The organism is Halotia branconii CENA392 (assembly GCF_029953635.1).
Classification (GTDB): domain Bacteria; phylum Cyanobacteriota; class Cyanobacteriia; order Cyanobacteriales; family Nostocaceae; genus Halotia; species Halotia branconii.
Genome location: NZ_CP124543.1, coordinates 3,221,759 through 3,243,839 on the forward strand (window position 1 = coordinate 3,221,759; position 22,081 = coordinate 3,243,839).

The following is a 22,081-nucleotide window of genomic DNA, read 5'->3' on the forward strand; positions in this document are numbered from 1 at the left end:
TGAATCTCGACTTCGCTCGATTGCCGCGCAGCGCTGCACTGAGCCTGTCGAAGTGTCGAAACTCAGTGACCAAGGGCAGGAGGAGAAAGAGTTTGAGCCTTATTTACTTTTATTCACATAGTTTGATTTTATTTCACCGACTTACTCAGTTATCAGGAACAGAGAAAAACCCCTGTTCCTTTGCATATTTTTTATGCGCGATTATTCCACTCTTGCGCCGCATCTTCTACGGCTTGATCTACAGTTTTCGTTCCTAGCATAGCTGCTTGCAAGTTTTCATAAATTGCCTTTTGTAATTTGTTGAAATCCTTTAAAGTTGGGGTTAATATTTCTGCTTGTTGCAGTTGTTCGGCAGTAATAACTCGTGCTTTTTCTACTGTTGAAGCATCGGCTGGAACATCTTTAAAGTAGCTATCAGACAGGGCTTTAACTGTGGATGGTAAGACATTGGCAGCTTTAGCAAAAGCTAGCTGATTTTCATCATTCGTCACAAATAAAGCAAATTTCACAGCTGCATCTGGGTGTTTGGTTTCACGGGGAATAACTATGTTCATCACAGCGACATTTTTCTTACCTGTGTCACCTGTAAGTTGAGGTGCGATCGCGGAAGCTTGAGCAATTTTTGGAGCATTATTGGCGATCGTTTTCAGAAATTCTGGCCCCGAAGCTAAAAATGCTGTTTCGCCAGCTTGGTATAAATCAATGGCGTGGCGATGTCCTTGGGTCAGAACTTCTTTTGGTAGTAGACCTTTTTTATACAAATCTACCCAGTACTGAAACGCTGCTTTCCCTTGAGGAGAATTAAAAGCAGCTTTACCTTGAGAATCTACTAAAGTCACACCCATTTGCACCAATGACTCTATCACCTCACCAGAATCTTGCGGTACAACAGTCACAAAGAATGCATATTTACCAGTCTTATCTTTAATTTGTTGCGCTGCTTGTGCTAGTTCTCCGTAGGTAGTAGGTGCTTTATTAATACCTGCCTGTTTTAATAAATCAGTGTTATAAATGGTTAGCCGTGTAGTCAAGTACCAGGGTATACCAAAACTCTGGCCATTCAGTGTGCTTGCTTTCCAGATATTCGGTAGATAGGAGGAACGGACTTCGTTTGAGACTTTGGTATCTAGATTTAACCAAGCATTTCGACCAGCAAGTTGGGAAGCAAAATCAGGATTGAGGTTAACAACATCAGGTGGCGTTTTTGCGGAGACAGCTGTTAAAATTTTGTTCTCCATAGCTGCCCAAGGTATATCGACCCAGTTAACCTTTATACCGGAATTTTTGGACTCAAAATTAGTAATTAGGCTTTGGAAGTAATCGGTAAATTGAGGTTGGAGTTGCATAGTCCAAAACTCAATAGTTGCTGTTCCTGAAGCAGTCTGTTTTGTATTTGTGCCAACGTTTCCGGTGCTACAACTTACCATCCAACTGGTCAATACGCCAATTAGTACCCAAGCAGCTAGTTGTTTAAATTTTCGCAATTGTATCATCTTCCCAGTATTTTTACGCTTGATGAAAGTAAAAAGCTTATGCAGAATTGTCGAGATTATAGGCTAAATAAATTACCTAGTACCAAGACCATTCTTTACATTCTTTAGTGTCGTTTAGATTTTCAATTTAGCAGTCCAGCGGGCATAACTGTGGTGAAAAGCTTCAATAGTCTATTTGGCAAATCTAATAAAGGGGTGGGTATTGAACTTGCACCAGAACGGGTGAATATAGTTCAGCTACGCAAGCAGCGCCAAGGCTTGAAACTAGAGTCCTTGACATCAATAGCAGTTCCAGAAGGCGTTGTTACTGATGGTCAAATCACCGACCCCCCGGCAATGGCGCAATTAATCCAGCAAGGTCTGGCTGAGAGTAAAATCAAAGCCTCTCGTGTGGCGACTGGTGTCCCAGGACGAGATGCAATTGTGCGTCTCATTCCTGTACCAGCCGAGTTAGATGACAAAGAACTGCGAGAGATGGTGTTAAACCACGAAGCAGGTTTGTATTTACCTTATCCTCGTGAAGAAGCTGATGTAGATTATCAGAAACTTGGGTATTTTGTAGATGAAGATGGCATCGAAAAAGTACAAGTACTACTAGTTGCCACCCGTAAGGAGGTGACAGATACATATATTAGTACGTTTGAACAGGCAGGATTGCAAATTGACGTTTTAGAGATTAGCAGTTTTGCGCTGATTCGGACAATTCGCGACCAACTGCGGCAATTTGGACCACAAGAAGCAGCAGTGTTAGTTGATATTGAGTTTGATAGTACAGAAATTGCGATCGTCATTAATGGAGTACCGCAATTTTCCCGCACTGTACCTATTGGTACATATCAAATGCAAACAGCCTTGGCCAGAGCCATGAGTTTACCGACATCACGAGATATGGAACTATTGCAGGGAATGACGATTCCTTCAACTCCTATTGATGGCGGCAAAACTGGGGTTACTGAAATTAATCCTGGTATGGCTGCGGTGGTGAGAGTGTTAGGAGAACTCACAGATGAACTGCGCCGTTCCATCGATTTTTACTTAAATCAAAGTGAAAATTTGGAAGTAGCACAGATTTTATTAGCTGGGCCAGGAGGTGGACTACAACAACTAGATGAGTTTTTTACTCAAAGATTAAGCTTGCCAACTATCCAAATAGATCCAATTGGGTCTTTGTCGTTGGAAGTTGATCAACAAAAGTACCCCATGTTAGGACGTTCTGGCTTAGCAGTAGTACTTGGTCTAGGCATGAGGGAGGTTTAACAGCATGTACAGTCTAGATATTAACTTTCTCAAAGACCGCGCAATTCACGTTTCTAGTCCTCAAAAACGGGAAGGAATCAAGCTTCCAGTCGGGGATTTAACACCAATTTATGTGGGAGCTACTTTAGGGATTTGTCTACCACTTTTTGTGTTAACTGGTTGGTGGTTTTTACAAGCTAAAAATAGCGAATTAGAACAGACAATAGCACAATTAGATCAGCAAAACAAGCAGTTAGACACGGAAATAGGAAACATTAATAAAATCCGGGAAGAGACGAATCAAGTTAAAGCGTCAACCCAGAGTTTAGTTAGCGTATTTGACCAGATTCGTCCTTGGTCAGCTATGTTACAAGATTTGCGCGATCGCATCCCAGCGACGGTACAAATTGATAACATCAAGCAAATTCCACCCGCACCCGCAGCGGAAGGTAAACCATCACCCAATCCCGCTGGGGGACTAGAAATTAACGGCTTGGCTCGTTCTTATAATGATGTCAATGATTTCTTGTTGATTTTGCAACAGTCTCAGTTCTTAAAGTCTTCAGAAAGCAAAATTATCTCAGCCAATTTAGTAGATGCACCACTACCACCAAACGCCGCTAGTTCTAATAATGCTGTAGTGATTAAACCACCCCAAATAGTTAAATATACTATCCAATCTAGTCTAAGTGATGTTCCAGCTTCTGAACTTATGCGGGAGTTAGAAAAAAAAGGCACAGTGGGTCTAGTGGCTCGTATTCGTAATATGCAACAAATAGGAGTCATTCCAAAATGACACTGAGTGATGATTTAAATTTTGCCGAACAAGCCGGAGATTTAGATTCAGGCGCATCAAGCTATCCCGTTCTTTTTGGTCTGACTTTCACCCCGCAAATCATTGGGGTTTTGGTAGGAGTTGCAGGAATTACTGGGGCATTTTACATACTTTTAAATATGGTGATGCCAGCTTGGGATAACTATCAGCAACAGCAAGCCAAAAGCAGCGAACTACAAGGGCAACTTGAACAAAAGAAAAACACTATCAAACAAGCAGCCAAGGTCAAAGAAGACTTAGACCAAGCAAAGCAACAAAAAATCCAGGTTTTAGGTTTATTTGCTAATGAAAAAACCTTAGATACTTTGCTACTAGATTTGAATCGTTTAGTCGAATCTGGCAATATTAAAATTCCTGGTAACGCAGTCACGGCCAAACTGCAAAAGTTTGTGCCAGCTTCACAACAAGCAGAAATAATTACTGATGGTTCTCTTGGCCCATTAGTCAATGGTCAACTCAAACGCACCAGCGTTAATCTTGAAATCGTCGGAACTTATGAACAAACACAATCAATTATTCGTAATATAGAACGTTTACAGCCTTTGTTAATTATTAAAGACTATCAATCGACATTGGCTCCAGTAGCGGCTATTAATCAGTTAGGCAAAGTGGTACGTAGAATAGGCCCCGCACCGATTACTACCGCTTTTCAAATACAGGCATTGATGCCACTTAATCCAGAAGAAATTGCTGCTGCTCAAGCAGCACCTAAAAAGTAAAAGTTAAAAGTGCTGAGTGCTGAGTAGAAAAAAGAATATTTCTAATAATGCTCATAGCAAAAGTAGTAGTGGACTTACAAGGCTAAATTGATGCAAAAAAATTGTAGGTTGGGGAGCCACTGCGTTGGGGAGACAGCGCCGTGGTGAGGCAGTCCGGTCTTGGGGGTTTCCCCCATGAGGAACTGCCGAAAGGGTTTCCCGACTTGAGGCGACTGTCGTCGGCTCTGCCGACTTGTAGTAAGTGGCGTTTGACGTAAGGAAACCCAACACCTTTATCCATGTTGGGTTGCGCTGCGCTTAACCCAACCTACACCTAATGCACTCTTTTAGACTAGACACGCTACTACAAAATATAAGCACTAAAGTACTTACTACAAACTCTAAAAAATTGTTTGTTTAGTTTTATAAGGTGAGGAATGAACTGTGAAACAGCTTCACGGTAATAGTTTAATATTGGGTACTGCCGCTTTTTTATATTTGGCAGCTCAACCAGTTTCGGCACAGATAACTCAAGTTAATGATGTACAGCTAAGTCCAGTTGATGGTGGAATTAGCGTTATTTTGCAAACTTCTACAGGGTCGCGTCCGCAAGTTTTTACCACCAAAAGAGGCAACACCTTAGTTACAGATATTATTAATACTCAACTACGTTTGCCAAAAGGCAATAGTTTCCGCAAAGATAATCCATCTCCCGGAATTGCTTCAGTTGAAGTTGGTCAGCTTGATGCTAATAGTATTCGAGTAACGGTGACTGGTAGCAAGAATGCACCCAACACTCAACCTGTAGTGCGAAAGCAAAACGGTCTTACTCTCAGCTTTACTCCTTCCACAGGTATTACAGCGTCAGTACCAACACCCCCAGCACCCTCAACAGCGACAGCGCCACCTGCTTCTATTCCAGCGCTACCGGGTCAAAAGCCAGATGTTCTTGTTCCTAATCCACAAGTCACAATTGACGGCAAACCTGCCCAGCCAGCTGGTCCTGGTCAACCTATCAGTCAAGCTCCTCCTTTCTTGCCTAGAGCCGTCGCCCCACCAGTGGGAGATATTGCCATCTCTACTACCGATGCATCTCCTAGCACAATTGATTTGGGAACCCAAGAACGCGTTCCTCGCTTAGTATTACGAGATGCACCAGTGCGCGAGGTTTTATCATTACTTGCCCGTGCTGCTAATCTAAATCTGGCTTATGTAGGTGGTGAGCAAGCTGCTGGAGCGACTTCTACTGACGGTCAGGCTGTTTCTCAAACAATTTCTCTAGATATAGAAAACGAGCCAGTGCAAGATGTGTTTAACTACGTTTTGCGAATGAGTGGTTTAGAAGCTAACCGCAGTGGTCGCACGGTTTTTGTTGGAGCTAACTTACCCAATGGAACCCGTGATATGGTCATGCGTAGTATGCGCCTTAATCAGGTAACAGTAGGGGTTGCACTAAATTTTTTGGTCGGCTTAGGCGCAGAAAGTGCTGTCAGTCGTGAACGCCAAGTTACCAGTGTTAATGCAGTGCCTGTGGGTGCTGGAGCTGCTCCTATTACCCAAACTCAGACCACTACAGAAACCAAGCTAGAAACTCAACGCGCTGAATTTAAAGACTCAAAGCCTTTACTAAGAGGATTACAAGCATTAGGAGACGAACGTACTAACTCTCTAACCTTGATTGGCCCTCCCAGACTAATTGAGGTGGCAATGTCTCAATTGACTCAGCTGGATATTCGCCGTCGTCAGGTAGTAGTCAATGTCAAGATTATCGATGTTAACCTGTTGAACACTCAGGATCAAAATACCAGTTTTTCCTTTGGGGTTGGCAATAATTTCTTTACTAATGATGGTGGTGCAGCATCTTTTAATTTTGGTGGTTCCAGACCTGCTACCGGGGCTGAAGTGGCAAGTAGTGTAACTAGTACGCCAGTAATCACAAATCCTGTTACAGGAACACCTTTCTTTAACCCCAACGGCTCTGTATCTATTCCAGGAACTACCCCAGGTACAGTAGTAATAGACCAAAACGGCAATGCTGTTAGAGTTGCAAACCCAGGAAGTGGCTCTTTCTATCAACCTATTGCGCCTACTGGCAATGGAAACCCACTACAACCGGGTTTCACGGATATCACTCCTGCAACCGATAACATTATTACTAGGAACGCAGATGGTACATCTAGTATCACACAAGGCACTCTCGGTACAGCTACCGCATCTTTGCCAACTTTATTTCAATTCCCTAAACGGTTTCTCGCTAGTTTGCAAGCTCAGATTACCAATGGCAATGCCAAAATTTTGACTGACCCAACCTTAATTGTGCAAGAAGGTCAAACCGCTAACGTTAACTTGACTCAAGAAGTTGTAGGCAATATTAAAAGGGAAATAGTTCGCGATGCGAATCTTGCTACAGAAACTATCTCAGCGGATAAAGACAAAGTAGGTTTAACTTTAGCTGTTAAAGTTGAAAGAATTGACGATAATGGCTTTGTTTCTCTATCAGTAGCTCCTGTTGTGAAAGCACCTCAAGCTCCAGCTAGTATCAATGTTGGAGGAGGTGGTAGCCAACAAATATTTTTGGTATCTGAGCGTTCTCTTAATTCTGGAACAATTCGCCTACGAGATGGTCAAACGCTCATTTTGTCAGGTATCATTCAAGACCAAGACCGGACAAGTGTCTCTAAAATTCCCATCTTGGGTGATTTGCCATTAATTGGTTCACTGTTTAGAAGAACAAACAGGCAGAATCAGCGTAACGAGGTAATAGTGTTGCTGACACCTCAAGTTATGGATGATTCTGAAAACTCTTCCTATGGTTATAACTACACCCCCAGTCCAGAGGTGCGGCAAATACTTGAGCGTCGAGGGTTAAACACACCTAAGCGATAAACAGTAGCCTTTTCAAGGTGGGTAAAAATATTGGCAAGAAAACCCCTTTTTAACTTCTTACCTCTGTTACCTCAGCGTCTCTGTGGTTAGATAAATTACTTTTAAACCACAGAGACGCTGAGAACGCAGAGAGGAAAGCAAAGATTTTTCGAGTCACCTTGAAAGGTTAGCAAAAACACAAAATTTTCTATCTAACAACTAATTAACAGGATTTTATTGGGTAATGCTTGCGCTTTACCCAACCTACTATTTTTCAATTACAACGGACGGTAAACACGATAGTTAATTTCGGGGAAGATGTTGTCCATTAACTCAACTTTTTCCAACCAACCACTGTCAACCTTGCCAATTTTCACGTCCTCATACAGCTTATTAAACCGCATCAAGTGCGATCGCGTCCTTCTGACAGCATAGGGAACCATTGTTCCAGTTCGCATAATGAATGCCCAGTCAGAAGATTGTGCTAATAAAAGTTCTCTTGCAGCTTGATTCAAGGCTTTCCACTGCAACTCATCTTCTGGTTCTAAGTGAGCGATTTCAATCATCCGCTCGGTTGCTTTGTGTAAATGCGGATAAATCCAGGCATTTGTTTCATTTAACCAGTATTCGTGGAAACCTTTATAACCCCAACTCGATTGCGAAGGACGGCAAATTTGCTGAGTCGGTTCTGCTCGTAAATAATCTGCCAAATGAGTCATTGCATAAGTTCCTTGGTCATACCATGATTTACGGAACAGATAATCAATAAACCAAGGGCCTTCATACCACCAATGCCCAAATAACTCTGCGTCGTAAGGCGAAACGATAATCGGCGGACGCTGCATGATGCCGTGGAGATGTTCGGCTTGGCGTTCGCGATTATACATAAAGTTAGCAGCATGTTCGGCTGCTTTTTCTCTTGCCCAGTAAGGGTCGTAGAGTCCTTTATCTGACAATCCTAAGCCGCGTCCAGTAATTTTGTGATACTTAATGCCTGTATTTTTACGCTGACCATTGGGCATGATATAGGGCTTGATATACTCATATTCTGCTTCCCAGCCCAAATCTTTGTAAAATTCTCGATATTCGGCAGCCCCAGGATAGCCCACTTCAGAAGACCATACTTGTTGCGAAGATTCATGATCTCGACCGAAGGCTGCAACACCAGTTTCTGTAAAAATTGGTGCGTAAGTACCAAATCGGGGGCGTGGACGAGCATAAAGAATGCCATGACCATCAGTAAGGAAATAACGCAAGCCAGCATCTGCCAGCATTCGCTCTACACCTTCATAGTAGGCGCATTCCGGCAACCAAATACCTCTGGGTGCTTTGCCAAATATTTGCTCGTAATGTTCACAAGCTACCTGAATTTGCGCCCACACCGCTTGCGGATACATTTTCATCAACGGTAAGTAGCCGTGAGTAGCTCCACAAGTGATAATTTCTAAATTATTAGTGTCTTGGAACTCTTTAAAAGCTGTCACCAAGTCACCGTTGTAGCGTTCCCATAGCTGACGCGCTTCGTTAAATTCAGTAGCGTAATGTTCGGCTAAATAACGAATATGCCCATTATTGATATTACGTTCAGCTTCTAGCTCTGCTAATTCTTCGAGTTGAGTTAAGTGTGCATCATAGCGTTCTTGCAGTAAGGGATCACGGAGCATTGACACCAGAGGCGGTGTCATACTCATCGTAATCTTAAAGTCAATGCCGTCTCGCTTTAAGCCCTCAAATACTTTCAATAAAGGAATGTATGTTTCGGTGATGGCTTCATAAAGCCATTCTTCCTCCAGCACGTAGTCACTTTCTGGGTGACGAACGAAGGGTAAATGTGCATGAAGTACAAGCGCGACGTAGCCGATAGCCATAGTTATTGTGGGGTAATACTTGTAAGTTGAAAGTCAGGGGTTAGCAGAAATTAACAATATTTTAAGACTTTATCGGGATCGTAGCAGTATTTACTGATTTTTTATAATTAATACCAGCTTGTTGATGAAGCTGAGTTTAAAGAGCGATCGCTAGATTAGCAAAAAAAGCGCTGAACCTGAACACGAAAATCTGGCAATAATGGTGATGTAATTTCGTCATCAGCCAACAAAGTAGTTATCAGTTTCAATTGAGCATTTTCTCTGCGATACACTTCTAGCTGCTGTAATTGCCAATTGGCAATCCAATATTCTTGCACTCCTGTTGATGAATATAGCTTCAGCTTGGCTTCTCGGTCTCGACGTTCGTTGGTTGTTCCAGGAGAAAGCACTTCTACAACAAGTTCTGGCGCTCCTCTCAAATGCCCTTCATCATCTAGCAGCTGTGCTAAACGTTCACGACTAATCCAAACTACATCAGGTATGACATTATCAGTATCTGTATAAATTATTCCAGGAGTTTGACGAGTTTCTCCCAGTCCACTAGAGCGAGACCAAATTTCTAATTCCAAATAAATATTACCGGCAGAGCCTTGATGTCTCCAGTGAGGCGCTCTAGTCACAAATAGTTCTCCGTCAATAATTTCATAGCGCTTCCATTCATCAGTTGCGAGTAATTCTAAGTCAGAGGTTGTCCAACGGACTGGATCAGATACTATTTTGTTCATAGCATTATCTTCCCACACTTAATTGGAATATTTACTCAGGTTCAATGCCTGCGGCTCTTAGCTTTTGTGCTAATATTTCAGCCCGTTGACGTTCCTGTTCTAACTGTTGGTTAACTTGTTGTAATTGTTGGTTAGCTTCTTCCTCTGGCAACATTACTATTTGCCCATCTGAAGTAAAAAAACGTAATTTACCAGACTCAACTCCCAAATATAGCTCTAACTGCTGACTCCATAACCAACCATCAGGACTAGGTAACAGTTCTTGATACTGACCATCAATTAAGTGAAATCCTTGTAATTCCCAGCTAACCGGATCAAACCAGAAATAATCAGGAGTGCGAAATGTGTTCTGGTATATCTGCTTTTTCAGCCCTTTATCAACTGAGGCAGTGGAATCAGATAATAATTCTATAATCACATTTGGATATTTGCCGTCTTCTTGCCACACAACCTAGCTTTTACGGTCTTTTTTTTCTGCATCTAAAACTACAAAAAAATCAGAGCCTCGAAATTCTTCTGACTTTTTTTGGTTAGGACTGAAATAAATAGTCAAGTTGCCAGTAGCATAGAAGTCTTGGCGATCACGCCACCACCACTTAATCAGGCGGATTAGTAAATCAATTTGTTCGCGGTGTAAGTCAGATTCCAAGGGTGGTTCGTCACTGTAAATATCACCTGGTGGAAAAATTATACTATCAGTGACATCAGCTTGAGATGTGCTGGTAAGAGATTGAGACATAGCGATGCCTGCGGCGGTAAACTACGTACTTTTTTATCTCTATCCTATAGCGATTCTCTAATTGTCGAAGAGTGCAGTCGAAAGGAGCCGAAGTACTATCACGGACACTCCTCTTAGAAGTAGGTAACGCGATCGCCTTTTGCTGAATAATCAATTTAAATTAATAGCTTTCTTGCTCTGTTTTTTAATTTATGCTTTGACAAATTCAGTTAAGAACCTAAACGCCTTGAGAATATAACTAACGCAATCTCTAGGAGATGTATTATAAAATGATCGCCATGCATTGCCTTTATCTTCGTCGTAGCGATCGCCTCTTTCGGGATGTCCATCTAGCCACGCTAAACGTACTGCGTGACCGATCAACACATCCAAAACGATATATTCTTCTATTTGCAAGCTGGGGTTATTAGCGGCGATCGCGGCTAATTCTATTAAGGCTTCAATATTAACTTGACGGTACTCTGGGGCTTCAATTTTGTTCAATAAATGCTCGACTAGTAAAGCAAAATTCCTTTCTCCGGCTGTCATTTCCGATAGCATCACCTCGCTATCTAAACGATTGCGGCGCTCTAACTTATCGCCTATTACTACTCCCTTACAATGCTTCATTAATAGCCAAACTTGCTGAAAAAAGTTCTTTGGCACACGGTTAAGCGCTCCCTCGGCTTGGCGGAATCTGCGCCAACCTCCTGCGGGAACTTCTGTTTCTTCTTCTATCGTGGGTTGCACTACCCAAGCAATGTCACTTTCTTTTTGCTTAACGTGGAGTGATTCTTGTTTGCGTAACAAATTACTCATACCTGTATAACCAGTTAACACCTGATGCAAGCGCATTTTTACTTCAAATGGCGGAAGTTCCATCAAGCGTTCGTAAGCTTCATCTTGGGTAACATGTAATTCTTGTGCGAGTTCGCTTGTAATCAGCAAAATCAAATAACCGACTCTTAGCGTCAACAATCCTTGAAACAGTTCTGGTTCTGATCTGACGAGGATACCCAGATAAATGAGAATTTCTTGTGTGAGGACGCGATCGCGGATATCTTCACGACAAAAATTATTAATTTTCTCAGTAATTTCACTATAAGACATCGGTACAGCAATGACTGATGCTTCACTGTAAGCTCTACCTACTGCAATTTGCTTACCTCTTACCAAAATACTCGTTACAGTATCCGACAAGCCAATATCAACCATTTGTCGCAACCCCGCAGCCCGACGTACAATTGCCCACATGCCTAAATCTCCTGCTTTGGTATATACTTCATCGAGTAAATCGGCTGTGCTGACACGAGATAACGGCCCGCCAAATCCTGTATCAAAATCTAATCCCTGCAAACGAGTCAAAGTCTGCAATAATTCAATTTGCTCGTAAAGATTTTCCGATGAGCGCAAAGAAGAAAGCAACAACTCCAAATTAGTTTCGCACTCCATCTGAAATTCTTGGGTATGCCTTAAGCGCCAGCTTTTGCCAGGGTGGTAAGCCAGATAATAACAATGGGGTGCAGCATCTTTGACAGGAGGCTGGAAAAAATTATCATCTTGGAGAAAATCAATCCGTTGGGTTTTGGCTGTAAGCATTAATTGATTGAGCCGCCCTAATTTCACCTGCACACCGTTACAAATGCCATTTTTCAGTTCCTGCATTAGTTCTAACTAATGCTTCAGAACCAATTTCTAAAATGGTGTGCGTCAACATTAAAGTTAAGGTGGGACGACCTAATTCACTCCAATAATTTTGAATGTAAGCAAGTTCACTTCTAATTTGATCTAGCAGAAAATGGTAATCAAGAGTTAAATAAAACTGTTGAGAATCTAGAAACGACGGTAAAAAGACAATTGTTTCGCCATGAATACGAAAAAATCTCGATGTTGTTAAACTCCGTAGTCGTCGGATTGGCCGTCCAGTTAAACCAAATTTGTCGTTACGCCCAATTTGAGTATAAATAACTGAAAGTTCCCCAGCTTTTCTCACTTGAATTGGTTCTACTTGCTTTGGTGTTTGAGTTTCAATGCCGTGGACTTCTAATTTTGCTTGTAAATCTTCATCTTCTGCTAATAAGGCAATTTGTACCATAGACTTGCGATTTTTGCCTATACATAAGTGTCTGCCTAAAGGGTCAATATCTCCGACTGCAAGTAATTCTTCACTGAGCATTTGACCGAGAAAATATAAACTCTGCGCCCAAACTAAAGGTACATTTTCGTTAGGTAAACGAAGTTGACTTTGGGGTGCTAGCTTTTCTGCGTCTATATTTTCTGCTGGCACATAATAAAGCTCTGGCAATAAATGTAAACCATCACGTTCTATAAGTAATGATTCTAAAAGTTGTTGATATTTTTGCACTTGCTGGCGATCGCCACAAAACAATCCATCAAGAACTAAATAAGTAAAAAATAAAGGCCACTCACATTCAATATGTTCAAACTGCTTAAGTTCCCACGGTTCATAGTGTAAGCGGTGGATGTCTTCTAGAACGGTTTGGTGTCCATCGCGCAAAAAGCGTTTGCAGCCGTATTTGCCTTGGAGTTTATTAATGATTTTGTTCAGAGTGCGATCGCGTAACTGCTCATCTTCAACTGCAAAGGCAGGATAACTAATAATACTCAACAAAGCCGCGTCAATTTCTTTAGAACCAGATTCTCTCGGTAATAGAGATTCCAAAGTAATCCGCGCACGGGCCACTTCATCTGGCAGTACATGAATTACCGATGCTTGACTACCACGTACACCAAATAAATCTAACCCATTGATCGCTTCTAAGGCGGCTTTGGCCATGCCTACAGAACTGGCATTCAATTCAGCGTTGCCGCGATTAATTTTGTTGCCTCGTTCCCAGATTCCGTAATCTGGTGTGCGGTATGCTCGTCCAATGTAATAAACCAGATTTTGGACAAAATTTACTTCATCCAGTGTATAAATTATTTGCAGCCCGGAAGCAGTCATTTCTGCCAGCATCAGTAAAAATATTGATGTGGCATCAAGTTGTAAATGTCCCCATTCATCGTCACCAACTACAATGTCACCAGTAGCAGTATTGTATTTGGCATGTAATCCATTCAGTGGTGACTGAGCATGTTTAAATTGCTCTACTTTATGAGCTTGTCGCATCATAGCAAACAGCAACCCGCGCATTAGCTTAGTAACGCTGTGTTCTAGCTCGTAAGTACGTCCTTGATCTTCGTCAACTTTGCGGTATGCCAGTGCTAAACCCCAAACACCCAAGATACTGTAAACGTTGTCTCGTACCCAAGCATCTGTATAATCACCGTGGGCAGTTATTGCCGTACTTGCAGGTAGCAAACCAGTAATTGGATTCTGACGTGCCAGGATAATTGTTTTGATTTGCTGGTAGTAATGTTCCAGTCGAGCTTGCAATTGGATGGCTGTTTTCATAATCTCAATTAAAGGCAGCTTGCGAAATCTCACCCTGTAGCTGTGAGGTAAATTATCTTAACCTATTCTGTAACTGGTGTTAAGCTCATCCCACCCTTAAAAGGGGATGGAATTTCGTGTCAGTGGTCAGTAGTCAGTGGTCAGTTGTTTTTGCTACTGACCACACTTCGGCTAGCGGTAGTTGAGTTTCGACTTCGCGGCAGTTGAGCGCAGCCGAAGTACTATTACTGACACTCCTTGAAGAAGTGGGTAACGCGATCGCATATTGATGAAATTTAACTAATTGAGAATGCTGTCCATAGCACAGCTACAATAAAACAACAGATTTTCTGGTGTAATGCTGGGAGGCAAAATGGGATTGGCCGGGTTAAGAATTGTGTTGGTAGAGCCAGCTGGCCCCCTTAACGTTGGAGCGATCGCCAGAGTTATGAAAAATTTCGGTTTACAGCAATTAGTTTTAGTTAATCCTCAATGCGATCATTTGTCGGCGGAAGCTTTAAGAATGGCAGTTCATGCCAAAGAGATTTTAGAATTTGCGGTGATTGTCGCCACATTACCAGAAGCGTTGCAGGGATGTGTCAAGGCGATCGCCACTACTGCTCGTGTACGTGATTGGGAAGCACCTTTAGAAAATCCTCGCACCGCCCTACCCTGGTTACTAGAAGCACCCATCCAACCCGCAGCGCTGATTTTTGGTAGGGAAGATCGGGGATTGAGCAATGAAGAATTAAATTACGCCCAGCGGTTTATTCGCATTCCCACAAATGAAAGTTATGCATCTTTGAATTTAGCTACTGCGGTAGCAATTTGCTGTTATGAACTAGCACAATATGCAGATTTACCGGAAACTCAGACCTCAAAGGAAACTGAATTAGCACCTCTAGAACTTGTAGAATCGTACTACCAACAACTAGAATCACTACTACTCGATATTGGATATTTATATCCTCATACGGCAGCCAGCCGCATGGAAAAATTCCGGCAACTTTATAATCGAACTCACCTGCAAACCAAAGAGGTGACGATGCTGTTAGGAATTTTACGACAGGTAGAATGGGCGATGAAAACCCATAGAAAAGATGAAAATTTATAATACATCGTTTAACATGTACGCAATTATCCCCCCAAAATAGTTAATATGGCTTAAACTGAACACGAAAATGCTACCAAGTAGCAAAAGGTGATTTCCGCATCAAGCTACTTCAGCAGTGGGTTTTGGGTCGGGAGTCTGCAAGGAAAAATTCGAGTGGGTCACAAGGAGTAAAAGTGTCAGAGTCAAGTGACAAACTAAGAACTTTCTCGCGGGGTCAACCCGTAAACCGCCGCCAGCGATCGCGTAAAGTTCAAAAAGTAGAACCAAAAAAAGTCAAAGTTCCTAATCAGCAACATGTTCCTGTAGAAGCAGCATTAGTACGTGTAAACAATCATGCAAGTTCCCCTGGTGTTGCTGCTGGAACACAAAGATCAAGATCTAGGGTAGTTATGCCTACGGTCGTGAAACCAACTCCTCACGTCAAGGGTAAGGTTCCACCATTCAACCCCAACACTATGAATTTGAAGACAGTACGGGTACAGAAAAAACCTGTACAAAAAATAGGCAGACGAGTGTCACGCAAGACGCGGTTAAAGCCAATGGCCAGAACCCTATTGTATCTATTGCGGTTATTGATTGTGGGAGTTGGCATGGGTGCGATCGTCGGCACAGTGTTGTCAATTTTAGATCCAGCTACTCGCATAGCCCCAACCTCTTCAGCGCAATCTAGTACTAATATTGGACAAACTCAGTCACAATCTACTCCAGATGCTCCAACTGCGACTGCAAGTTTATATTTATCTCAAGAAATTTTACCTTTAAAAAATGCCGTGCAGAGTTTGGCGGCAACAAATTCAACTCTCACACCTGGAGTTTTCTTAGTTGATTTAGATACTGGTGGATATGTTGATTTGAATGGCAGTGCCAGTTTTCCTGCTGCTAGCACGATTAAAGTACCAATTTTGGTTGCCTTTTTTCAAGATGTAGATACCGGAAAAATTCGCCTGGATGAAATGCTCACCATGCAAAAAGATATGGTGGCTGGCGGTTCGGGAAATCTGCAATACCAACCGATTGGCACTCAGTATAATGCTTTAGAAGTCGCCACAAAAATGATTACCATCAGCGACAACACAGCAACCAATATGCTAATTGCCCGACTAGGAGGTATAGAGATGCTGAATCAGCGTTTTCGCAGTTGGGGATTGACAACCACAATGGTTCGCAATCAACTTCCGGATTTGCAAGGGACAAACACTACTAGCCCCAAAGAGTTGGCAAATTTGATGGCTATAGTTAATCAAGGAAATTTTGTGAGTATGCGATCGCGTGATTTAATGCTTGATATCATGCGTCGTACAGAAAGAGATAATCTCCTACCAGCTGGTTTGGAAGCAGGTGCAAGAACTTATCACAAAACAGGCGATATTGGCACAATGTTGGCAGATGCAGGTTTAATTGATACTCCCACTGGCAAACGCTACATAGCTGCTGTGATGGTCAAACGCCCCACTAATGATCCCCGTGCCGAAAAATTAATTAGCTCTATCTCTCGTGCAGCTTATCAACAGTTCAGCCAAAATGCTGCACCAAGCAATACTACAAATACAGCCCCCATAATTGGTTATCCATCTCCGATGATCACTCCTACTGTAGGAAATCCTACGCAGATGAATAGTTCTCCACAATATTATCCTCCCAGATAAAGTTTGCATTCTACGCTTATGGAATCTACCACTCCCTCAATTCAATTTTTTGCAGGTATTTTTGAAGAACTCAGTAATGTCAGTTTGCGACGTGAAGTCCGTACTGGCAAACGCATCGTTTTAATGATTTTCAATCAATTACAAGCTTTAGAAAGATTCAATAGCTTTACTAAACCATCTTTAAATTCTTTGCTATTAACCGACGAAGAAGGTGAAATTAGCGTTACTCCTTCTTCTACTCGATTCATTTTTGGAGGTGATGAAGGTGATGAACTACAGCGGGTAGAGTGCAAATTTGAAGTTGAGCAAGATGAACACATGGAAAGATTCATGCGATTTATGCATCGTTATTCTGAAGCTAATGGGATGGAATATAAAGCGTAATTCGTAATTCGTAATGGCTAACTGGCATTTATCGCTATATTTTTACAGTCGCCCATTTTTTTGATATCGCATTCCTGGTAATTGCGAGACTAAACCCATAAGTTCCAATTGTAATAAAGCACTAGAAACAGAACCAGCCGCCATACCTGTTTGTTGGACAACAAAATCAAAAGATAAAGCATCACAGGCGATCGCATTCATTACTTGTTGTAGTTCTGGTGATAAACTGGGCAAAGTTAATTGTTCTTGTATAGGCGAAGCATCCATAATATCAAGCTGTGGTACTGCTCCCAACATTGTTAACAGTTCATCTAAATCTTTGAGAATGAAAGAAGCGCCTTGAGAGAGTAACTTTAAACACCCTTGAGATGGGCGATCGTCGATTCTACCTGGTAAGGCATAGACATCTCTGCCAAATTCATTTGCATAGGTGGCTGTAATTAAAGCGCCAGACTTTAACGGTGCTTCTATCACCAAAATAGCGCGGCTTAACCCAGCAATAATCCGATTGCGGCGAGGAAAGTGAGTCCGCTCTGGTGGAGTTTTGCTGGGATATTCACTCAAAACTAACCCAGCACTCAAAATCTGCTTGTATAAATCCCGATTTTTATGGGGATAGATCACATCTACACCCGTCCCTAAGACTGCGATCGTTCGTCCGCCAGCTTTGATTGCAGCAAAGTGGCTTTCTGTATCAATTCCCTCTGCCATCCCCGAAACAACTGTAAAGCCATTTTTAGCTAAAGCTGTGCTAATTTGGCGAGTCCAACGGATACCGTACTCTGAGGGTTGACGGGTTCCTACAATCCCAACTAGCGGTTTTTGTCCGAGGTTTTCTTGGAGATCAACTTCACCACGATAGTACAAAATTGGCGCAGGACTGGGAGTTTCTAACAATAAGCGGGGATAATCTGCATCTGCTGGTGTCCAGAAATCGGGGTTTTCTTGCTGGTGCTGCGTGAGTAGTTGTGCTGGATGAAGACGCGATCGCTGTTGTACTACTTTTTCTAATGTTTGAAACCCAAAACCCTCGACTTCTGCTAACTGAGCTTTGTTTGCCTGCCAAGCTGTTGCTAATGTGCCAAAGTGCTGTTGCAATCGTCGTAGTAATACCGGCCCAATTCCAGAAATTTTTGACCAAGCTAGCCAATACGCGCGTTCTTCTACCACTTTTGCATCCTCACACCCACTGATTTGAGTATTCCCAAATCAAGAAGATTTGTTAGAAGAAGGCGAAAAAGCATTTATAAATTGATAATTGATAACTGTTAAACCCACATCAGCGATACTCAGCAAGTTTTTCTACAAAGGCTTGATGCTCAGGTGAAGTCAAACCCATTTGCAGAGTATTCAATACATCAAGCATTCTGCCTTCTAACAAAGCCGTCACCGCTAGCCACAGTCCTGGAAAGGTGCTACTGCGAATTATGCCTGACCCATCCGCCTCGATCAAAACAAATTCCTCAGACTGCAACCGAAACCAACTGAACTGATTTTCAAAGGTTTGCCACACCAGATACTCCTGCACCCCATTACGACGATAAGCATTTTTTTTATCGCCCAGATCAATGGCAGCGCTACTAGTAGCAATTTCGGCAATCAGTTCCGGTGTTCCCTCAATGTAGCCGTCTTCACTCAAGGTAGAAGTGCCACCAGTTTTAATCCGCAGCAGAGCATCTGGTTGAAGTTCATTGTCTAAATCTAACCGTGTGGTTGTATTGTCAGCTGCGCTCACGCCAGGAGTTGCTGTCCGATACACCCCCAACCAGGTTACTAAATCAGCATGGGGAACACCATGAAAGGCTCTGACGGGGGATGCCACGTAAACCACTCCTTCAATGAGTTCGGCTTTGAATTTTTCTGGAGTTGCCTGATAACGGCGCTCAAACTCAGCACGAGTGAGGCGATCGCCACTGGCTAAAGCCGGAACGGGTACAGAACGAGGAGGTTGAGGCAAAACCATAGGCATCATTTCAAGATGAGATTGATAAGCTGTCCTAGCGCAAAACTCGACGTTTAGAAGTCGGCTAGACGCTGACTTCTGTAATTTTTCCCCATGTTAGCAACATCCCAGCTAACAATCCAAATGTTTTCTAGCCAAACACTCACCGAAGGTGGTGCGATGAGCTGAAGAAGGTTGTTGATCAAATTTAGACTTTTGCAGTAAAAAATAGAGCATAAATATAAGCGATAGTTTCAGAGATGATTACTCGTACCCCTTCGCTAGAGCTCCACCATTTATTTGCATCATAATTTGGTGGTGCAGCAGCAATTATACCTACCTTAATTTGAGGAGCAAATATATTTTTATATATTATCCAGCTTCTACGAGCATGAGCATCAGATGTAAATATATTGATTGATTCTATTGATAAATTTGCATTTAATATCCATTGACGCAATGTCACAGCCGATGCATGAGTCCGATCTTTGATTACTTGCGGAGTCACAACAGTTACGATCTTTTCTTTTGGCACTCCTAGTTTCTGAAAGGTGGCTGCGGCAATTTCAGCAAAATTTTTATATTCAGCTAAATAAAAACCTTGATCTACTGGACTGCCTATAGTAATTAATTGCCGATAAGTATTATTTTTAAATTCAATAGCTGCCTGTTCTAGAGCATAGTCTGAGATCCATCCATCCACAACTAATATATCTGCTGTTTTGATGGGGGAAGTTACAGCTAGGAATGGGTATAAATGAGCAAAGATGAAAACAATTGAAGAAATGGAGGCTGCAAGAAATGTTATCCATCCTTGAGCCGTTAACATCCATATTTCTTGACGCTTGATTAGCCGAAGTTTTGCAAGTTTTTTAACTGGGAAATTTTTTCTTTGCATTAAGCCTTGGCTGAACTTTGTTGTTTTAAATAAGCAAACACAGATTTATCGCCAATATCTGGAGGAATTGCTTGTATAGCTTTACGCACAGCAAATACCACAAATAAAATTGCCCAAATCCCTAATAAAGTCTGTTCCCCTGCCGTTGGTAAAATTCCGATTAAATGTCCTAATAATAATAGTGGAACTGTGAGGGTTAATACTTTAGTTTCTAGACGATTAAAGCAAAAAGCTTCTTTGAAATAAATACCTGTTAAAGCAACAAAAGTAAAACCTACTCCAAATAAGGTTAGGGGTTGATTGTAAACGGTTATAGCTAAAGGTTCACTGTTAGATAATGCCAGTATTAATGAGGTGATGCTACCGATCGCCCAAAAAATTTGCAAAAGTCGGTGCAATGGAGCCATGTAGATGTGAATAGTCCATAAACTCACACCCAGAGCTAAACTAAAGCAAGCATACAAAGGTGTCAAGATAGATGCATTATTGTTAAACAACACCAAAGCACTGCCTATCGCAAAACTTAGTGCAGCTATCATTAATCCAACGCGGTAGATAATTACCCCATTGCGATCGCTTTGATTAATGGTAAACTCCCCAAATTGACCTTGATAAACTTCCGGTGTAGATAGTGTTTGTGTAGTCATATCAAAAAATAATACTGTTAATTTTCTTGTAGCATTCAACGAGAACTAACTGATACCATTTCACAAAATCATTGATACAAATTATTTTTCTTGCTACCCCTGCCTCTCCTGCTTGCCCAAATGTATCAACTTTAAAGTAAAACGGTATGACGGGTTATCTCTAGGCTACATGATTAATCACTTTGTTGATTTTCTCAACAATAAAATATTTTGTAAGTTAATCTGCAACTGTAAGTGTGCATTACCGCTATTTATAGCAATTTCTACCCAGCCGTGACTTCCTACTAATGCAATGGCTGCACCAACTTTGACATCACTGTAGGTTGCACCCCCCGGTATAGTCAATCCAGCAGCTTGCACACACCAATTTTTACCTTCTACGTAACTCCCTGGAATGTTGCTTACTAAGTTGCCAAAATAATCAATATATTGAATACAACCCATCACACCAGTAGCAGTCTGTTTGCAGATATCTATGTCTAGCTTTACCAAAGTTTTTGGATCAATTTCTTGTCCTAGCTGTTGAATAGAGACACCATTAGCAAGATAAGCTGCCGCTGGTGCAAAGATATCTCTACCGTGAAAAGTTTTGCTGGGTTGAGAAGTTCGCCAATAATCAGGATTTGTGAGTTCAACTGCTGTAATTGCTGGACTTTGAGCTAATACTCCACTAAATATGCCATTATCTGGGCCTACCAAAAAACCTTGAGCAAATTCTACTGCGATCGCCCTGCGTTGACTACCCACCCCTGGATCTACCACTGCCACATGTACTGTTCCCACCGGAAAATAGGGATAAGCATTCATTAAGCAAAACCTAGCTGCGGCGACGTTTTGCGGCGGAATCTGGTGTGTTAAGTCTACCACCGTCAACTGAGGATTAATTTGAGCAATAACTCCCTTGATTACGCCTACATAGACATCGCGATCGCCAAAATCGCTTAATACAGTCAAGACTGCTTGTTGGTTGCTGGGATGATTGGACATAGCTTGACAATAAAATATATTAAGCCACAATTTTCTGTAACAACAGCTACAAAAAATATGTTATGTTAGGAAGACAAGACATAAAGAGAAACTTTTAAGAGGTTAACCATTATGAATCAAAGTAGAATGCGAGTTAATACTCAAGCCAAAGAAGCACATAGACAAAATATCCAAAGAAGCTTACAACATAGGCTACAAGTAGCTAAAGCTAGTGGTGACGAAAGGCTAGTTCGTCAATTAGAAGCAGAAATCAAGTATTTCGGCTAAATCGAGAGTTTAATCTTCGTTTGTAGTTAGAACTTTAGTCCTGGCTTTAACGGGGAACAGGAACTGTCTGTGGTAGGGGATTTAAGCCCCTGCCAAGACTTGCCGCCACAAGAAGGTAGACTTAAATCCAAGGTGTGGCAACAGGCAACACTTCGACAAAGCTCAGTGCAAGCAGTTCATCCATTTGTTCCTTCTCTTGAAGGGAGTTGATGAATAAAACACAAAAGGTTGTCAATTAGTTGACAACCTTTTTTATGGTCTATGCCATTTTAATAAAGGAATATCAAGAAGGGGCATAGATAGGGTATAGAGCATTGGTAGGTTTTTTCCCATGCCCAAAAACTCCATGCCCTTGTGGGTGGGG

General features: G+C 41.9%; 17 protein-coding genes and 2 pseudogenes. 8 read left to right on the forward strand and 11 right to left on the reverse strand.

Features of this window, described 5'->3' with window-relative positions:
• Window positions 1-191: 191 nt before the first annotated feature.
• Window positions 192-1,493 (reverse strand): ABC transporter substrate-binding protein, encoded by a 1,302-nt coding sequence (locus QI031_RS14075; RefSeq protein WP_281485745.1) that lies wholly within the window; start codon window positions 1,491-1,493, stop codon window positions 192-194.
• 150 nt (window positions 1,494-1,643) lie between these two features.
• Between QI031_RS14075 and pilM the strand changes: the two genes are divergently transcribed.
• Genes pilM through QI031_RS14090 form a run of 3 tightly spaced genes read left to right on the forward strand, consistent with a single transcriptional unit; the run spans window position 1,644 to window position 4,283 of the window.
• Window positions 1,644-2,750: a type IV pilus assembly protein PilM gene (gene pilM / locus QI031_RS14080; RefSeq protein WP_281485746.1), complete on the forward strand. Its 1,107-nt coding sequence runs from the start codon at window positions 1,644-1,646 to the stop codon at window positions 2,748-2,750.
• Window positions 2,751-2,754: 4 nt separating this feature from the next.
• Window positions 2,755-3,525 carry a PilN domain-containing protein gene (locus tag QI031_RS14085; protein WP_281485747.1) on the forward strand — a complete coding sequence of 257 codons (771 nt, stop codon included), beginning with the start codon at window positions 2,755-2,757 and terminating at the stop codon, window positions 3,523-3,525.
• Complete coding sequence (locus QI031_RS14090; protein ID WP_281485748.1) at window positions 3,522-4,283, forward strand: pilus assembly protein PilO; 762 nt, start codon at window positions 3,522-3,524, stop codon at window positions 4,281-4,283. The genes QI031_RS14085 and QI031_RS14090 overlap by 4 nt, the downstream gene beginning before the upstream one ends.
• 82 nt (window positions 4,284-4,365) lie before the next feature.
• Here the strand turns inward: QI031_RS14090 and QI031_RS14095 are convergent, their stop codons facing one another.
• Window positions 4,366-4,563 (reverse strand): hypothetical protein, encoded by a 198-nt coding sequence (locus QI031_RS14095; protein WP_281485749.1) that lies wholly within the window; start codon window positions 4,561-4,563, stop codon window positions 4,366-4,368.
• Between the two features lie 143 nt (window positions 4,564-4,706).
• On the opposite strand from QI031_RS14095, the gene QI031_RS14100 reads away from it, so the two are divergent.
• A complete protein-coding gene (locus QI031_RS14100) occupies window positions 4,707-7,148 on the forward strand; it encodes an AMIN domain-containing protein (protein ID WP_281485750.1) in 2,442 nt (813 codons plus the stop codon).
• A gap of 257 nt (window positions 7,149-7,405) precedes the next feature.
• Here QI031_RS14100 and QI031_RS14105 read toward each other — a convergent pair whose 3' ends face one another.
• The 4 genes and pseudogenes from QI031_RS14105 to QI031_RS14120 form a co-directional block, all read right to left on the reverse strand.
• A complete protein-coding gene (locus QI031_RS14105) occupies window positions 7,406-8,995 on the reverse strand; it encodes a glycoside hydrolase family 57 protein (RefSeq protein WP_281485751.1) in 1,590 nt (529 codons plus the stop codon).
• Between the two features lie 155 nt (window positions 8,996-9,150).
• Entirely contained in the window at window positions 9,151-9,720 is a 570-nt protein-coding gene (locus QI031_RS14110; RefSeq protein ID WP_281485752.1) for a Uma2 family endonuclease, read from the reverse strand.
• Window positions 9,721-9,751: 31 nt separating this feature from the next.
• Window positions 9,752-10,459: pseudogene (locus tag QI031_RS14115) on the reverse strand (Uma2 family endonuclease).
• A gap of 189 nt (window positions 10,460-10,648) precedes the next feature.
• A pseudogene (locus tag QI031_RS14120) lies at window positions 10,649-13,853 on the reverse strand (phosphorylase b kinase regulatory subunit alpha/beta).
• Window positions 13,854-14,205: 352 nt separating this feature from the next.
• Between QI031_RS14120 and QI031_RS14125 the strand changes: the two are divergent.
• From QI031_RS14125 to psb28, 3 genes are all read left to right on the forward strand, one after another.
• Window positions 14,206-14,946 (forward strand): RNA methyltransferase, encoded by a 741-nt coding sequence (locus QI031_RS14125; protein ID WP_281485753.1) that lies wholly within the window; start codon window positions 14,206-14,208, stop codon window positions 14,944-14,946.
• Window positions 14,947-15,119: 173 nt separating this feature from the next.
• On the forward strand, window positions 15,120-16,592 hold the full coding sequence (locus QI031_RS14130; RefSeq protein ID WP_281485754.1) for a serine hydrolase: 1,473 nt from the start codon (window positions 15,120-15,122) through the stop codon (window positions 16,590-16,592).
• Window positions 16,593-16,610: 18 nt separating this feature from the next.
• Window positions 16,611-16,976, forward strand: a complete 366-nt coding sequence (gene psb28, locus QI031_RS14135) for a photosystem II reaction center protein Psb28 (RefSeq protein ID WP_214440874.1) — start codon at window positions 16,611-16,613, stop codon at window positions 16,974-16,976.
• A gap of 42 nt (window positions 16,977-17,018) precedes the next feature.
• Here the strand turns inward: psb28 and dprA are convergent, their stop codons facing one another.
• The 5 genes from dprA to QI031_RS14160 form a co-directional block, all read right to left on the reverse strand.
• Complete coding sequence (gene dprA, locus QI031_RS14140; protein WP_281485755.1) at window positions 17,019-18,146, reverse strand: DNA-processing protein DprA; 1,128 nt, start codon at window positions 18,144-18,146, stop codon at window positions 17,019-17,021.
• A 109-nt stretch (window positions 18,147-18,255) separates the two neighbouring features.
• Window positions 18,256-18,939, reverse strand: coding sequence for a Uma2 family endonuclease (locus tag QI031_RS14145; protein ID WP_281485756.1), 684 nt, complete (start codon window positions 18,937-18,939; stop codon window positions 18,256-18,258).
• Between the two features lie 187 nt (window positions 18,940-19,126).
• Window positions 19,127-19,816 (reverse strand): YdcF family protein, encoded by a 690-nt coding sequence (locus tag QI031_RS14150; protein ID WP_281485757.1) that lies wholly within the window; start codon window positions 19,814-19,816, stop codon window positions 19,127-19,129.
• Window positions 19,816-20,463, reverse strand: a complete 648-nt coding sequence (locus tag QI031_RS14155) for a DUF2301 domain-containing membrane protein (RefSeq protein WP_281485758.1) — start codon at window positions 20,461-20,463, stop codon at window positions 19,816-19,818. The genes QI031_RS14150 and QI031_RS14155 overlap by 1 nt, the downstream gene beginning before the upstream one ends.
• A gap of 177 nt (window positions 20,464-20,640) precedes the next feature.
• A complete protein-coding gene (locus QI031_RS14160) occupies window positions 20,641-21,450 on the reverse strand; it encodes an SAM hydrolase/SAM-dependent halogenase family protein (protein ID WP_281485759.1) in 810 nt (269 codons plus the stop codon).
• Between the two features lie 111 nt (window positions 21,451-21,561).
• Between QI031_RS14160 and pirA the strand changes: the two genes are divergently transcribed.
• Entirely contained in the window at window positions 21,562-21,717 is a 156-nt protein-coding gene (gene pirA, locus QI031_RS14165) for an arginine synthesis PII-interacting regulator PirA (protein WP_281485760.1), read from the forward strand.
• Window positions 21,718-22,081: the final 364 nt, after the last annotated feature.